Origin of the sequence: Arenicella sp. 4NH20-0111, assembly GCF_040366405.1 — a bacterium.
In the GTDB taxonomy this organism is placed as follows: Bacteria; Pseudomonadota; Gammaproteobacteria; order Arenicellales; family Arenicellaceae; genus Arenicella.
The window spans coordinates 881299-895536 of sequence record NZ_BAABWF010000001.1; the positions used below are offsets into that span (position 1 = coordinate 881299).

Annotated in this window: 14 protein-coding genes; 5 read left to right on the plus strand and 9 right to left on the minus strand. The window is 46.8% G+C overall.

Features of this window, described 5'->3' with window-relative positions:
* Positions 1-88 precede the first annotated feature (88 nt).
* Positions 89-2536: a M1 family metallopeptidase gene (locus tag ABWW54_RS03850; protein ID WP_353410290.1), complete on the minus strand. Its 2448-nt coding sequence runs from the start codon at positions 2534-2536 to the stop codon at positions 89-91.
* A 209-nt stretch (positions 2537-2745) separates the two neighbouring features.
* The gene (locus ABWW54_RS03855) at positions 2746-3516 is read right to left on the minus strand and encodes an AMP nucleosidase (RefSeq protein ID WP_353410292.1); all 771 of its coding nucleotides are present in this window, start codon (positions 3514-3516) and stop codon (positions 2746-2748) included.
* Between the two features lie 132 nt (positions 3517-3648).
* Here ABWW54_RS03855 and ABWW54_RS03860 point away from each other — a divergent pair, with 132 nt between their 5' ends.
* Positions 3649-4614, plus strand: coding sequence for a carbon-nitrogen hydrolase family protein (locus tag ABWW54_RS03860; RefSeq protein WP_353410294.1), 966 nt, complete (start codon positions 3649-3651; stop codon positions 4612-4614).
* A 45-nt stretch (positions 4615-4659) separates the two neighbouring features.
* Here ABWW54_RS03860 and ABWW54_RS03865 read toward each other — a convergent pair whose 3' ends face one another.
* The 5 genes from ABWW54_RS03865 to ABWW54_RS03885 all read right to left on the minus strand — a co-directional run bounded on the left by ABWW54_RS03865 (position 4660) and on the right by ABWW54_RS03885 (position 9328).
* Complete coding sequence (locus tag ABWW54_RS03865; RefSeq protein WP_353410296.1) at positions 4660-5175, minus strand: class IV adenylate cyclase; 516 nt, start codon at positions 5173-5175, stop codon at positions 4660-4662.
* Between the two features lie 30 nt (positions 5176-5205).
* Positions 5206-5652 carry a lactoylglutathione lyase gene (gloA, locus tag ABWW54_RS03870; RefSeq protein ID WP_353410298.1) on the minus strand — a complete coding sequence of 149 codons (447 nt, stop codon included), beginning with the start codon at positions 5650-5652 and terminating at the stop codon, positions 5206-5208.
* A 23-nt stretch (positions 5653-5675) separates the two neighbouring features.
* Positions 5676-6674, minus strand: coding sequence for a porphobilinogen synthase (gene hemB, locus ABWW54_RS03875; RefSeq protein WP_353410300.1), 999 nt, complete (start codon positions 6672-6674; stop codon positions 5676-5678).
* Positions 6675-6786: 112 nt separating this feature from the next.
* The gene (mtgA, locus tag ABWW54_RS03880) at positions 6787-7500 is read right to left on the minus strand and encodes a monofunctional biosynthetic peptidoglycan transglycosylase (protein ID WP_353410392.1); all 714 of its coding nucleotides are present in this window, start codon (positions 7498-7500) and stop codon (positions 6787-6789) included.
* A 46-nt stretch (positions 7501-7546) separates the two neighbouring features.
* A complete protein-coding gene (locus ABWW54_RS03885; RefSeq protein ID WP_502907752.1) occupies positions 7547-9328 on the minus strand; it encodes a GspE/PulE family protein in 1782 nt (593 codons plus the stop codon).
* A gap of 117 nt (positions 9329-9445) precedes the next feature.
* Here ABWW54_RS03885 and ABWW54_RS03890 point away from each other — a divergent pair, with 117 nt between their 5' ends.
* Both ABWW54_RS03890 and ABWW54_RS03895 read left to right on the plus strand, forming a co-directional pair.
* The gene (locus ABWW54_RS03890) at positions 9446-9928 is read left to right on the plus strand and encodes a hypothetical protein (protein WP_353410304.1); all 483 of its coding nucleotides are present in this window, start codon (positions 9446-9448) and stop codon (positions 9926-9928) included.
* 15 nt (positions 9929-9943) lie between these two features.
* Positions 9944-10420 carry a hypothetical protein gene (locus tag ABWW54_RS03895; RefSeq protein WP_353410306.1) on the plus strand — a complete coding sequence of 159 codons (477 nt, stop codon included), beginning with the start codon at positions 9944-9946 and terminating at the stop codon, positions 10418-10420.
* A 26-nt stretch (positions 10421-10446) separates the two neighbouring features.
* Here the strand turns inward: ABWW54_RS03895 and ABWW54_RS03900 are convergent, their stop codons facing one another.
* On the minus strand, positions 10447-11040 hold the full coding sequence (locus ABWW54_RS03900) for an HAD family hydrolase (RefSeq protein ID WP_353410308.1): 594 nt from the start codon (positions 11038-11040) through the stop codon (positions 10447-10449).
* Between the two features lie 39 nt (positions 11041-11079).
* On the minus strand, positions 11080-12099 hold the full coding sequence (locus ABWW54_RS03905; RefSeq protein WP_353410310.1) for a serine/threonine protein kinase: 1020 nt from the start codon (positions 12097-12099) through the stop codon (positions 11080-11082).
* Between the two features lie 65 nt (positions 12100-12164).
* On the opposite strand from ABWW54_RS03905, the gene ABWW54_RS03910 reads away from it, so the two are divergent.
* Both ABWW54_RS03910 and ABWW54_RS03915 read left to right on the plus strand, forming a co-directional pair.
* Positions 12165-12953: a glycerophosphodiester phosphodiesterase family protein gene (locus ABWW54_RS03910; RefSeq protein WP_353410312.1), complete on the plus strand. Its 789-nt coding sequence runs from the start codon at positions 12165-12167 to the stop codon at positions 12951-12953.
* The gene (locus ABWW54_RS03915; protein ID WP_353410314.1) at positions 12950-14155 is read left to right on the plus strand and encodes a tetratricopeptide repeat protein; all 1206 of its coding nucleotides are present in this window, start codon (positions 12950-12952) and stop codon (positions 14153-14155) included. Before ABWW54_RS03910 ends, ABWW54_RS03915 begins: the two co-directional genes overlap by 4 nt.
* Positions 14156-14238: the final 83 nt, after the last annotated feature.

Below are 14238 nucleotides of genomic sequence, written 5' to 3' on the forward strand. Positions count from 1 at the left end.
AGGAAAAGAACAGAAATAGATAGAAAGGGCAGAGTGTTATAAGCAGCTCATTGTTCAAAGCCAACAATGAGCTGCTTAAGCGAGGAGCTTACTTTTTATGGAACCCTTTTTTGGGGTCTTTCAGCTTTGTTTCAAACTCGTGCATCAAATCTTTAGAAACACGCTTTTTACCTTTCTCTTTTTTGAATGCTTCAATTCTTGAAGAGATGATCTGGCGCGGATAATGGTTATTGTTCACATCCACGTCGGCGGTTTCCCACCCAGCATCAACGACCACTGATTTTAGCTCTTTGCCTTTGTCGGTGATTAGTAGCTTGCTAACGGCTTTAGGCGAGCGCCGCCAAATTTCAGCTGGTAATTCCAAATGCTCTTTCTTGCCATTGGTGTAGGTCAGCTCAAGCAAGATAGGCATCACTAATCCCCCAAGGTTTGAAAAGTTCATTACGTAGTAATTTTGCTTTTCCTTGATGGCACGTTCTAACGCTTTTCGCTCATTCGGATCTAGGTCCTCTAGCATTTGAGCGTATTTGTTTCGATCTTTGTTCGTGACGGTGAAGCGGTCATGTGTGTCGTAAAAGTCTTTGATGTCTTTATTGAGATCAACCCACAATTTTCTTCCTTCTTGCTTGTTGCGTTCAACAAACAACGATGACGGCTCGTCCGCTTCTTCTTGACGTCTGCGTTTTAAATCGATTTCTGGATTCAGTGTGTCCAGTTCCAGTTTGTACACCCGATCAATGGAAATATCCACATGGTCTGTGGTGTAAAACCAGCCTCTCCAGAACCAATCAAGATCGACGCCAGAGGCTTCTTCCATGGTGCGGAAAAAGTCAGAAGGAGTCGGTCTCTTGTCTTGCCAGCGCACTGAGTATTCTTTGAATGCGAAGTCAAATAACTCTCGTCCTAGAATCACTTCACGTAAAATATTGAGCGCAGCAGCGGGCTTGGTATAGGCATTAGGCCCTAGTTTTAGAACGCTATCAGACTGTGTCATGATAGGAACTTGAACGTTCGACTTCATGTAAGGAACGATGTCCCTCGGTTCAACGCCCCACGGAATTTGCGGGTCCCATTCGCGACCAGCAACGCCGTCTAGGAAGCTATTGAGTCCTTCGTCCATCCAAGTCCATTGGCGCTCATCTGAGTTGACGATCATCGGGAAGTAATTGTGACCTACTTCGTGTATCACGACGCCCAAAAGGAACCGTTTTTCAGCCAATGTATACGTTCGGGTGTCATCTTTGTTTAATTTAGTTCGAGGTCCATTAAAGGTGATCATGGGGTATTCCATGCCACCAACAGGCCCATTAACACTGATCGACGTCGGGTATGGGTAATCGAACGTGTAGCGAGAATAGACTTCCATGGCGTGAATGACAGATTCCGTGGAGTATTTTCTCCAAAGCTCGCCGCCTTCTTTTGGGAAGTACGACATGGCCATGACCAACGGTTGCACGTCGCCGCCTTGGTCAAATCCTTTCGCATCCCACATGAACTTTCGAGACGATGCCCAAGCAAAATCTCTCACATTAACGGCATTAAAGTGCCATGTTTTTGATTTTGATGTTCCTTGAGCTTCATTTGCTAATGCTTCAGCTGCGGTAACGACAAAAACAGGGCGTTTTGCGGTTTCCGCTTTCTTAAGACGCTCTTTCTGAGTTTGCGTCAATACATCATCAGGATTTTGCAAGATACCCGTTGATGCGACAATGTGGTCAGCGGGTACCGTCATTTTCACATCGTAGTCTCCAAACTCCAGAGTGAACTCCCCACGACCTAAGAATTCCTTGTTGTGCCAGGCTTCGTAATCGGAGTACGCGGCAACTCTTGGGAACCATTGCGCGAACAAAAATATATCATTCCCGCCCTTACGTACGTCATCTGGGAAATGCTCGTAACCAGCTCGTGCCACCACCGCATTTTCTTCCAATACGTTGTACGCATACTTGAGGCTGTATTCAAATGACTCTCCACTTTGCAGTGGCGTTGGCAGATCAATGCGCATTTGCGCGCCGTTGACAATAAAGTCTAAGGCATTGCCGTTTGAATCAACGATGTCACTTAACTCGTACCCAATTTCCACGTCATCATAAAACTGATTACGACGCAGTTCGGCCATGCTGATGCGTGCCGGTTTGTCGCCAGAGGGAAGTTGAGTTTTCGGCCCGCGACGCCCAATGCCACCAAATGCGGCTGAGCGCTCGGCAATAGAGTCCTTTTTGAAGCGGTTCTGTTCCAGCTGTACCCACAAGTATTTGAGCCGGTACGGCGAGTTATTGGTGTAGGTTACCGTTTGAGTGCCTGATATCCGACGTTTGTCTTCGTCTAGGGTAATATCAATATTGTAATCAACTTTTTGTTGCCAATATTCCTTCCCCGGTTCGCCCGCCGCATTGCGATAGTCGTTTGGAGTTGGTAGGACTTCTTCAAGTTGACGGAACTTGTCTTGAAAATCACCCTTGGTTTGTTGAATGGCCGAATGGCTTGTGCTCAGAGCGCACAGCAATAGAACGCTGGCAATGGATCGGGAAATCATGGTCTCTCCTGTTATTGTGGCTTGCCCGATTGTACGACAAGCCCTAAATAATTAATCACCTAAGTTTGACAAATATCTAGCACAGAATAGCGAGCTTATGCGAGATACGTCGCATTCATATTTAAGCCCCCACCTATGGCAGAAAATTTAGGCAAAGGGCTAATACAAACTAGGAGGCCAGCTGGCCTCCACTGATGTTGGTTCAACTCTTAAAACTTAAGGTGTTTAACGGTGAGGGCGTTATTTATTAGTTGCTTTAGACTATCAATACCCACTTCGACATGACGCATAGAAAAGTCTTCTGTGACTCGGGCATCACTGGAGTCTGTTTTTACGCCACAGGGGGTCATGGGGACATCACTTACGAGCAACAATGCGCCGGCAGGAAATTTATTCTTAAACGCCGCTGAAAACAACGTGGCGGTTTCCATGTCGATTGCCATTGATCGAGTTGCTCTCAGGTACTTTTTAAAGGCTTTGTCGTGTTCCCATACTCGTCTATTGGTTGTGTAAACGGTGCCTGTCCAGTAGTCACACTCGTAATCTCGAATTGTGGTACTGATGGCTTTTTGCAAAGCAAAGGAGGGTAACGCTGGAACTTCACTGAGCATGTAATCATTGCTCGTTCCTTCTCCTCTGATTGCGGCGATGGGGAGTATGAAATCGCCGACGGAGTTTTTCTTCTTTAGGCCGCCACACTTTCCTAAAAACAGGACAGCCTTCGGTTTTATCGCCGTCAATAAATCACAGATTGTTGCTGTATTTGGCGAACCCATGCCAAAGTTGATCATTGTGATGCCATTGGCGGTAGCGCACGGCATTGGCTTATCTAAACCAATAATTTCAGCGCCTGTTTTCTTTGAAAACAGCTCTAAATAGCCGCTGAAGTTGGTTAGTAATATGTAGTCTCCAAAGTTGTCTAGCTCCATACCCGTATACCGAGGTAGCCAATTTCGAACAATTTCTTTCTTAGTTTTCATAGCGATTTCCTTTTCAGGGACAGTATAAGCTTAATGCGCCTTTTTAACAAAAGTGAGTCAATCGTCTGTAAAGTAAGAAATCGGCTAAACTTAGGGTCGTTAAACTAGGTGAACTCAATAAGCGTGATACAGATGACTGAAAAACAAGACAAAATTATTGTGTCGTTAGCCCAGCTTAGTCCAATTTGGCTAAATAGAAAGGCGACCATCGATAAGTTGCGAGAGGCCATGGATGAAGCAGCCAAAGACAAATCGAACTTAATCGTATTTGGAGAGTCGCTGCTCCCTGGCTATCCATTTTGGGTGGAATTGACGGGTGGAGCAAAGTTTGATGATCAAGCGCAAAAACACATGTTTGCTCACTACGTTAAAAATGCCATTGACGTGGAGGCCGGTGATCTCTTGCCCGTTTGTGAGTCCGCTAAACGGCATAAGATGGCGGTGTATATTGGAACAATAGAGCGGCCTCGCGATAGAACAGGGTTGAGTTTGTATTGTTCGATGATTTACATTAATGAGTCTGGAGAGGTAATGTCCGTGCACAGAAAACTCATGCCGACGTATGAGGAGCGCTTGGTGTGGTCACCGGGTGATGGCAACGGTTTGGTGACACATTCGTTGGGTAATTTTACCGTCGGTGGACTCAATTGTTGGGAAAATTGGATGCCATTGCCGCGCGCCGCATTGTACGGGCAAGGTGAAAGTTTGCATGTGGCGATTTGGCCAGGCTCAGATCGCAATACTCGTGATATAACCCCGTTTTTGGCCAAAGAAGGCCGGTCTTACTCTTTGGCCGTGAGCGGCCTGATGCCTGTGTCAGACATTCCCAAAGATATTCCGCTTTATGAGGAGATCGTCAACGCTGCAGAAGGCCGTGACTATTTGGCTAACGGAGGGTCTTGCCTGTGCGACCCCAGTGGTCAGTTTGTCATTGAGCCAAGGGTGGGTGTAGAAGGCGTATTTTCTGCTGAAATCGATTTCGAGCGAGTGAGAGAGGAGCGCCAAAACTTTGATCCAGCTGGCCACTATTCTCGCCCGGATGTTACTCAATTGAGCATCAATAGAACACGCCAATCCACAGTTCGCTTTGATGACTAGCATGTATGGTCGCCCTAATGTTTAAAGAGATCGGGCTGTTGTCGATTATTGCTGTAGAAGTAGTAAGTCGACGTAGGCCGCTTTTTGCAAGTCGTCTGGTGAAATGCCTAACTGATCGATTAAGTGTTGAGCTTCTAAATTTGCCTGCTCCACGTCGTCAGCGTCTGTAAGAACAACTTCGAGTTCTATAAATTCGCCTAAGTCGCTTACTTCATCAAAGTGTAGACGAGTACGCCCCGCAAGCAGGAGTGTTCGTGTTTTCTTGACTACGGCCAAGGTGCCAAGTGTTTGAGCTAACGTGTGCTTTAGTTCGTCTGCATTAGAGGTGTTTGTTATGTAATACTCGGAAAGGGCTGGTCCCGAGCTGTTTGGCCGAAGGTAATAGATTAGCTGTGCGTCTTTGTCAGCAAATTCTCGGAGCTTGAGTCGTCCTTGAGGCGACCGGAAAAATGTGTCGGTTTGATTCAGAATGGTTGGCCCTTCGTCAGACAATGCTAACCCCAGAGCCAGTTGTTTTTTAAAATCATTTGCTCTAGCTTTGATTTCGATATTACGCGCCATGCTTGATCTGCTTTTTTATCTACTGGACCGTTACCAGCTCCCAGAGTTTTCCATGGTAGCCCAAGGTGCTTGAGGTTCTAAAGCATCACCTCGTTGAAGTAGTTCAATGGATATACCGTCGGGAGACTTAATAAATGCCATATGGCCATCGCGTGGTGGGCGGTTGATTTCGACGCCTTTGCTCTTTAAGTCGTGACAGGTTTGATAGATGTCATCAACTCGAAATGCTAAGTGGCCAAAGTTGCGGCCGCCTGTATAAGACTCGGGATCCCAATTATGAGTTAACTCAATTAATGGCGCTTGTTGTTCGTTAGCCGACGCTTGGTCATGGGGTGCTGCTAAAAAAATAAGAGTGAAACGCCCGGCTTCATTATCGTATCGACTGGTTTCAACCAAGCCCAACTTGTCGCAGTAAAAGTCCAGAGAAGACTCTAGGTCACTGACTCTGACCATGGTGTGAAGATATTGAAGGCTCATATTAATAATTCAGTTGTGCGTGTTCAGTGTGAGTCTAGCCAGAGCGCAACGTCCTCGGCAAAGTACGTAAGTATGGCGTCAGCTCCCGCTCGTTTCATTCCAAGCAGTGATTCTAATACGACGGCTTTTTCATCCAACCAGCCATTGAGTGATGCCGCTTTTAGCATCGCGTACTCACCGCTTACTTGATAGACGAACGTCGGGACGTTGTAGGCGTCCTTGATTACTTTCACAATGTCCAGATAGGGCATTCCAGGCTTGATCATGACGTAATCGGCGCCTTCGGATATATCAAGTTCTACTTCGTGCAGAGCTTCATTTGAGTTCGCGGGATCCATTTGATAAGTGTATTTATCCGCGCCAGCAAGATTTGAGGCTGAGCCAACAGCGTCTCTGAATGGACCGTAAAAGGCGGACGCGTATTTGGCTGAATAGGCGAGAATCTGCGTATTAGTGTTACCGGACTGTTCCAGAGCGGCTCTTATTTTGCCTATTCTGCCATCCATCATGTCTGACGGAGACACTATGTCGGCCCCAGCTTTAGCGTGAGAAAGCGCCTGTTTTACCAGGACGTCAATTGTCTCGTCATTCATGACATAGCCCGAATCGTCCAGTAGTCCATCTTGTCCATGAACAGTATAGGGATCCAACGCGACGTCAGTGATAACCCCAAGGTTTGGAGCGACGGATTTAATCGCTCTTATTGCACGCTGAGCCAAACCGTCAGGGTTATAGGCTTCTTCGGCTAGCAACGATTTCGCGCCATCGTTGATGACGGGAAAAAGCACCATAGCCGGTATTCCTAACGCAGCGATGCGTTTGGCTTTTTTTGCGATGAGATCCACACTCATACGTTGGACACCGGGCATAGAAGGAATTTCTTCTGTTTTGTTTTCACCTTCGATGACGAACACCGGCAAGATCAGGTCGTTTGAGCTCAGTTGGTTTTCCCGTGTTAGGCGGCGAGAGAAATCATGCGCTCTATTACGGCGCATACGTGTGGATGGGTATTGTCTATTCATGGGCGGTAGTGTCTCACGCATTCTGTTTTTTTGCAGCCGGATAAAACGGGGATTTTAATGACGCTCGCTGGCGCTTTAATAAACGGCAGTCGCTCCGTTGATCTGAGGCTGGTCAGTCATCGAGCTCCTGCACCATCCTGCGGCCTCCAACACGAGGCATTTGGTCTTGAATGTACGCTGCTCTTTCAGCCAGATAAGGCGATGGTTTTGCTGGATTTGAACGCGATGGTGTTGGCAATGCTGCCGCAATTAGGGCTGATTGGTAGGGCGACAACCCACTTGGCTCGATACCAAAGTAGTGCTGACTTGCGGCGCCAATACCAAATACCCGTTTGCCAAACTGAGCGTAGTTTACGTAAATCTCGAGTATGCGTCTTTTGGGTACGATGAGTTCCATCCACCCCGTCAACCAGGCTTCGAGCCCTTTTCTTACAAAGCTTCGACTGGGCCATAAGAATAGGTTTTTTACCGTTTGTTGAGTGATTGTGCTGGCACCGCGTGAGTATCCTTTGCCTCTTTCTTTGAGCACCAATTTAATTTGTTTGATATCAAAACCGTGATGAGTTGGAAATTGTTGGTCTTCTGAGGCAATGACGGCGTTTGGAAAATAAAGCGATATGTTTTCAAAATCTACCCACCTGTGCTTGATATTGGCGTTGTTATTTCGCTTATTCAGTTCAATGTAATTGCTTGTGGGTGGGTTTTCGTAGCGCAAGTAGATCATGGGAGCGGCCGAGACCACACAGATAAAAAGAAACAGTTTGAGCAACCACCTCAAAAGCCTAAAGCGTTTGGGCTTGGGTGGTGCAATCGCGTAAGGCCGCATTATGTCTCGCACGCTATTTTCCGCATTGCAGTGGTGATTGGTGCCGCTATTGACTGAATGGAGTGACTCGCAGTACTTCAGCCATGGTGGTCAGTCCTGAGGCCACCTTTTTTGCACCACTCATTCTTAACGTTACTAAGCCGTCGTTAATGCTCTGGTCCCTCAAGCCTTCTAGGTCAGTCTCGTTCTTGACAAAGGGTTTTAGCTCCCTTGTCATTTCCATCATTTCGTATAGGCCGATTCGGCCTAAAAATCCCGTCTGTCGGCATTCTATGCAGCCAATGGGTTTGTGCGGCGTTCCTTGATTGAGCTCAGCGTTGTTGGTGAATTCAGCCCACACCTCGGCATCAATGGGGGCGGGCTCCTTACAATGTGGGCACAACGTTCTGACCAAACGCTGGGCCATCACCCCTAACACGGTCGCGCTAATTAGGTAGGCCGGCATGCCTAGTTCCAGCAGTCTTGTAACGGCGCTTGGTGCGTCGTTAGTGTGTAGTGTTGAGAGTACGAGATGTCCTGTTAGTGAGGCCTGAATGGCCATTTCAGCCGTTTGAAGGTCTCGGATTTCACCAATCATGATGATGTCAGGATCCTGACGGAGCAGTGACTTCACACCGGCTGCGAAGCTCAGATCTATGGCATTGTGTACTTGAATTTGATTGAAACTCGGTTCAACCATCTCGATCGGGTCCTCAATTGTGCAGACATTGACTTCACTTGTTGCAAGGTTTTTCAATGTTGAGTAAAGCGTCGTGGTTTTTCCAGAACCGGTTGGGCCTGTGACGAGAATGATGCCATTGGTGTGGGTCGTCATGCGGTTCCAGAGATCCAGTTCTCGGTCGTTTAGCCCTAGTTGACTGAAGCTACGCTGCAATACCTCGGGATCGAAAATTCGCATCACCATTTTTTCGCCCATCGCCGTCGGAACAGTCGACAATCGCAATTCGATCTCTTTGCCATCGGGGGTTCGAGTCTTCAGTCGGCCATCCAATGGTCTTCGTTTTTCAGAGATATCCATGCGAGCGAGTGTTTTTAAACGCCCGGTTATAGCCAATAACACATTGGGTGGAACTTGATAGGCGTAGTGCAGAATACCGTCTATTCGAAAGCGAACCTCACCTTGGTCTTTTCGTGGTTCTAGATGAATATCACTGGCTCTTTGTTCAAATGCATACTGCAATAACCAATCCACAACCTGAACGATATGATGGTCTTCGGCATCAAGTTGGCCGCTGCGCCCTAGATCAACTAATTGTTCTAGGTTTTGTTGAATCGAGACGCCTTGGTTCTTATCTGCGATGGATGAACGACTGATTGATTTCGCCAACGTATAGAACTCGCTCACGTAACGATCAATGTCGCTTGGATTGGCGAAAACGAGCTCAATGTCTTTGCGCAACAAGCCTTCTAAATTTTCTCGCCATGACAGTTCCAGTGGATTTTTAACCGCGAGCGTGACGCTGGTAGAGGTCGACTTAACCGCCAGTAAGCCATTTTGCTTAGCGTACTGTGGAGCCATGACTTGGGTGACCGATGAAATATCGATGTTCAATGGATCGATGTGGAAATATTCCATACCCAATACGCCAGCAAACCACTCACATAACTCGTCCATGGCAATTCTATCGCCACTTTTTATGTGCGTTGGTAAGCTACGCGCTATCGCAATCAGAGGGTGAGAAAACGGTGTGGCACTTTCGTTGATATTTTGATCTATGCGTTTGGCTTCGTTGACCGATATGACTTGGTCCTTGAACATAGCTTTGAGAATAGACTTATGAGAAAGGCGGTCTATTGTTGGTTTTTCAGTTTTCAAACTAGAGTTCATCGCGTTGGGTTTGGCCGTTGCTCTTAAGAGTATTTTGACGAGTCTATGACACTCAATGCTATCATGACAACTAACCTATGAATTTGTAATTCGTTTTGCATGGACAGTTGATTAATAATGATTCGTTTGATTATCGCTCTATTAGGAATAATTATGCTTTGGGTGTGGCTCTTTTCGCCACTAGGTAAGCGCCCAAGAATAGTATTGACTATATTCAGTATGGTGTTGGCTGTTTGCTTGGCATTGTTTGAGGCGTATTCTCATAAACCTCGAGAAAACTTGATCACCGTCAGCGAGATTCAACAGTGTGGGTTATCAGTCAGTCATCGATATCGAAGCGATTACCGCGTCAGCCTATGTTTAAAAAATGATTCTGGTAGCGCCAACGTTAAACGAATTGTCTTTAAGGTTATTGCATCCCGATGCACTGGCGCGGCCTCGTGTGAAGTGGTCGAGGAAGTGTCTAGGGATATCCCCGTTTCGATAGTGCCAAATACCAGCGTAGAGTTGATGGAAACGTTGCGATTCGAACAAGTGCAACCACAGGAAAAAGAGGTGGTTTGGGCTGCTGAGGTTGTCTCAGTAAAAGCGATACCCTAATCAGTAAGAATTTCAATGCAACGCCGATCTCTTCAGTCGCTAATAAAAGCCATGTTCGCTCTTTTGGGGCTTACCTTTTTGTATGTGCTCTTTAGCAGTATTTCTGGTACCAATCAGGTCGGTGATTCTAGTGCGCTTTTTGATGACGTTGCGATTGGTCAAACTGCGTTAAGACGAAATGGGCAGCGTCGCGTATGGGTGAGTCGATTCAGTGGTCAGCAGCTCACAGAGCTAACAACGTTAGAGTCAGTTTTGGTTGACCCTGCCGCTGGATGCGAAATCACGTTGGGTGTGTGCGTTCTTGACGCGAGCGCCAGTCGGTCTGGTATTGACATCGTATTCAGTGATTCGGTGCCCGCGCAGCTCGCTTCTGGATTGCCTTGGTTTGGTGGCTTTGTGGATCCTACTACAGGAGAGTTGTTTGACCGGCTAGGGCGAGCGTATTCTTCAACTCATCGGGGGCGATCGGAGCTTGTTCAAGCGGCAGATTAATTCCGTTGCGAAAGTTTTCCTGCCGCTTATCCGATGTGAAACCCCAGTTTAGCCGCGACATCAGCTGGGCTGAACACGTGGTGCGCTTGAATGCCGAGCTCGCGAGCCGCCATTACATTGTTAACATTGTCGTCAAAAAAGATTGTATCTTGAGGACGAAAGCCCAGTTTTTCCAATACGTAGGCAAACGATGCTCTGTTCGGCTTTGCGAGCCCGATTTTGTGGGAAAAATACAAGTGCTCGATCAGAGAAGATAAGCCAAAGTCTATGGTTAGACGCTCTTCGTGCAGTTCGTTAGTATTTGATAGTACGGCAACTTGGTAACGGCTCTTTAGTTGATTCACCAATTCCGACGCTCCAGGATAGAGTCCTTTTAGCCAGCCTTTAAATGTGTTCTCGAGCAACTCTTCCGTAATGTTTGGGTGTGTTCGACTCGTTAGCTCACCCAGAAATGTTGAAGCACTAATTTCACCTCGTTCAAACTTTGTGGCCGTAGCGGAATCAAACCACTCCGTCAGCCCGAATGATTGACGGTCAATAAACCAGTCGGATGGAAACAACTCGTCACCGAGTTCAACGAGAACTCCCCCTAAATCGAGTAATATCAGTTGCGCGGTCATCGTATTTTTACAATCGTCATTATTGGATGGAATGGACTACTAGCCAAACCAAGATAACGGTTCTTCATGAATCAGCGCGGCTTGTTCCCGCAGACTCAATATATGATCTTCCCAGCATCGCTGTGTATTAAACCAAGGAAACGCCCGCTTAAAAGCTGGGTCTTCCCAACGTTTTGCCAGCCAACCATAGTAGTGAATGAGCCGCAGGGTACGTAGTGCTTCGATGATGTGCAGCTCTCTGGCATCGAAATCGCAAAACTCAGTGTATCCAGAAAGAACGGCGTCAATACCTGCCGTCTGATCTGGGCGGTCTCCAGAGAGAAACATCCACAAATCCTGCACAGCAGGCGCGGTTCTTGCATCATCAAAATCAACGATGTGAGGTCCGTGGTCGGTCCACAGAATATTACTCGGATGCCCATCTCCATGACATGGAATGAGCGCTATGTCTCCAGCTCGCTGATAGCTTTGTTCAGCGCTTATCAGCAGTTGTTCGGTCAAGCTTTGATAAGCCTCGATGAGTTCTGGCGGAATAAAATTATTAGCCAAGACGTAGTCTCGAGGTTGGTATCCAAACGTTTCAATATTCAGAGTCGGTCGATGAACAAACGGCTTGGCTTTCCCCGTTTGATGTATTCGCCCCATAAAGCGCCCCATTTGTTCGAGTTGATCAAAATCCTCAAGATCCAGAGCGCGACCGCCTCTGTTTTCGAACAGCGCCAACCTAAATTTCTCTGTCACTAACAAGGTTTCCCCTTCGACCGTCATAGGCGCTACCACGGGTATTTCTTGTTCAAACAGCGTTTGGGTAAATTGGTGCTCCTCTAAGATCGCTTGGTCTGTCCAGCGGTTTGGGCGGTAAAACTTGGCGACTAGGCTTTTTCCGCCTTCGTCTTCAAGCCCTACGCGGTAAACGCGATTTTCATAACTATTGAGGGCGAGAAGACGGCCGTCACATTGGAAGCCAAACTCCTCAATACTGTTGAGGACCTCATCCGGCGATAAATTTGCGTAGGCTTGGTCGGTATTACTATCGTTTGTTGAGCAGTTGTCAAGCACTGGAAGGTTGTCATGGGTTAATGATATGGTGAGGATAGCTGAATTATAGGAGTGACACATCTTTCATGACACACGAGGCGAAATCTGACCACATTGAACTGATAGGGCCTTCCCCTATTTTAGTGGCGCACCGGGGTTATTCTGGGCGCTATCCTGAAAATACATTGTTGGCTTATCAAGCCGCCTATCAACATGGCGGGCGTCATATGGAATGCGATTTACAGCTGTCGGCCGACGGCGTACCCATTGTTCATCACGACGCCAGTTTAAAGCGGATGGCCGGTATCGACTTGGATATCCGAGATACGAAAGCCAAAACCATAAAGTCCATGCAAGCGTCTTACGCAGGCCGCTTTGATTCAGAGTTTTCGGATAACAACTTCACTACCTTTAGAAAGCTATGCAAGTGGATGAAACGCAAAGATGACGTCACCATGTTTGTTGAAATCAAACAGGAGTCGATCGACCGATTTGGTATCCCTCTGTTTATGGATCAAGTCTATCGGCGAATACTCAAGTCTGAAATTCAACAGCAATGCGTGATCATTTCATTTAACCCTGACGTGATTGACTACTGTCGCAAGATCTCTTCAATGCAAACAGGGTGGGTGTTGCCAAGTTGGAATCACACCGTGAGGGAAACCGCGGACGAATTGAAGCCCGAATTCCTCTTTAGTGATGTTGAAATTTTCCCAACCGATGATGCAGAGGTGTGGCGAGGGCCATGGCAGTGGGCTTTGTATAATTTGGATGATGTAAACTCGGCTATTAAAGCCGCTAACCGTGGTGTTCGATATTTAGAAACCAATCAAATAGGCACATTGATGAGCGATGGGAGGTTGTCCGGCCAATGAATAAAGTAAGATTAATAAGTGGGCTTTTGAGCGCGATGCTATTGAGTGGGTGCGCTTCTCAAAAGCCGATCTACGCTGAGATAGAACCTGAATTCGTTGGTGTTCAAGCGCCGGAATTTAGTTACCCGGCCTTTAATGATGGATTGGTCAGCCAGTCGGTTTACATTGAATCGGCTGAAGAAATCACGCGCCTTTCCGATGACGTTAAACGAGATTTTTATCGTTATTATAATAAAAAGGAACTGGCCAACTATTCAGACGTTCACCGAGTAAGTTCCTATATTGGCCTGCTGATGGATCAATTCACTTATTCGCAAAAAACCTATACGGCTCAAGAAACGATAGATAACTTAGGCGGCAATTGCCTGTCATTGACCATTCTGACTACGGCGATTGCAAAACTCGCTGGCGTTGAGGTGTCGTATGATTTGTTGAACAACAATCCAACCTATGCCCTAGATGAAGACATGTTGGTTACCTCTGACCACATGAGAGCGGTACTCAACAGCGGTTGGATGGATGCCAACGATACCTTATTTAAAGTCAGAGGGCGCATCACCATCGATTACTTCGACACTGAAGGAATGATGTTTGCGCAGAATATATCGCCCGTCTACCAATTATCTCTTTATTACAGTAATCGCGCGGTAGAACTGATGTTGAAAAAACGTTATGACGAGGCGTTTAGATTCGCTGAGAAAGCGACGGCTATTTATCCAGATAATGATTCCGCGCTGATTTCATTGGCAATTTTACATCGTCGTTTAGGAGACTCAGAGGTGTCTGAATCGATCTACCAATACGGTTTGGCCAAGGGGCTTAATCAGTCGCCGGTTTTCTATCGCAACTATGCAGGCATGTTAGAAACAGATGGGCGCGTTGATGAGATCGCAAATTTGGAAGAGATGTATGCTCAAGTTAAGGAGAACCACCCCTTGGAGTGGATTCGAGCGGGTAAGAGAGCACACCGAGAGGGACAGTATGAGCTTGCAATCAAGCATTTTAATAAAGCGCTAAAGATAACACCGGAGTTGACTGGTCTTCACTTACTAAGCGCCAGAGCGAACCTAGCTTTAGGAAGGCTTGATGAAACAGACGCCAGACTTTATCAAGCACTGAGCGACGCTCAAACTCAAGGAGAGTCCGCGGTATATCAGAGAAAATTGGCCAAGTTCAGAAAATTTAAGAAAAAATCCTCTTAGTCAGAGTAAATGTTAAGTAGAAGAGAGCAAAAAAAAGCCGCGTAACGCGGCTTTTTCTGTTTAATCGCCGTGTCGCGTTAAGG

Bases quoted from the DNA above. Each gene is read 5' to 3' on its own strand.
- ABWW54_RS03885 (WP_502907752.1), bottom strand. From the start codon at position 9,328: ATGAACTCTAGTTTGAAAACTGAAAAACCAACAATAGACCGCCTTTCT.
- ABWW54_RS03900 (WP_353410308.1), bottom strand. From the start codon at position 11,040: ATGACCGCGCAACTGATATTACTCGATTTAGGGGGAGTTCTCGTTGAA.
- ABWW54_RS03855 (WP_353410292.1), bottom strand. From the start codon at position 3,516: ATGAAAACTAAGAAAGAAATTGTTCGAAATTGGCTACCTCGGTATACG.
- mtgA (WP_353410392.1), bottom strand. From the start codon at position 7,500: ATGCGGCCTTACGCGATTGCACCACCCAAGCCCAAACGCTTTAGGCTT.
- ABWW54_RS03915 (WP_353410314.1), top strand. From the start codon at position 12,950: ATGAATAAAGTAAGATTAATAAGTGGGCTTTTGAGCGCGATGCTATTG.
- ABWW54_RS03860 (WP_353410294.1), top strand. From the start codon at position 3,649: ATGACTGAAAAACAAGACAAAATTATTGTGTCGTTAGCCCAGCTTAGT.
- ABWW54_RS03850 (WP_353410290.1), bottom strand. From the start codon at position 2,536: ATGATTTCCCGATCCATTGCCAGCGTTCTATTGCTGTGCGCTCTGAGC.
- ABWW54_RS03910 (WP_353410312.1), top strand. From the start codon at position 12,165: ATGACACACGAGGCGAAATCTGACCACATTGAACTGATAGGGCCTTCC.
- hemB (WP_353410300.1), bottom strand. From the start codon at position 6,674: ATGAATAGACAATACCCATCCACACGTATGCGCCGTAATAGAGCGCAT.
- ABWW54_RS03890 (WP_353410304.1), top strand. From the start codon at position 9,446: ATGATTCGTTTGATTATCGCTCTATTAGGAATAATTATGCTTTGGGTG.
- ABWW54_RS03865 (WP_353410296.1), bottom strand. From the start codon at position 5,175: ATGGCGCGTAATATCGAAATCAAAGCTAGAGCAAATGATTTTAAAAAA.
- ABWW54_RS03895 (WP_353410306.1), top strand. From the start codon at position 9,944: ATGCAACGCCGATCTCTTCAGTCGCTAATAAAAGCCATGTTCGCTCTT.
- gloA (WP_353410298.1), bottom strand. From the start codon at position 5,652: ATGAGCCTTCAATATCTTCACACCATGGTCAGAGTCAGTGACCTAGAG.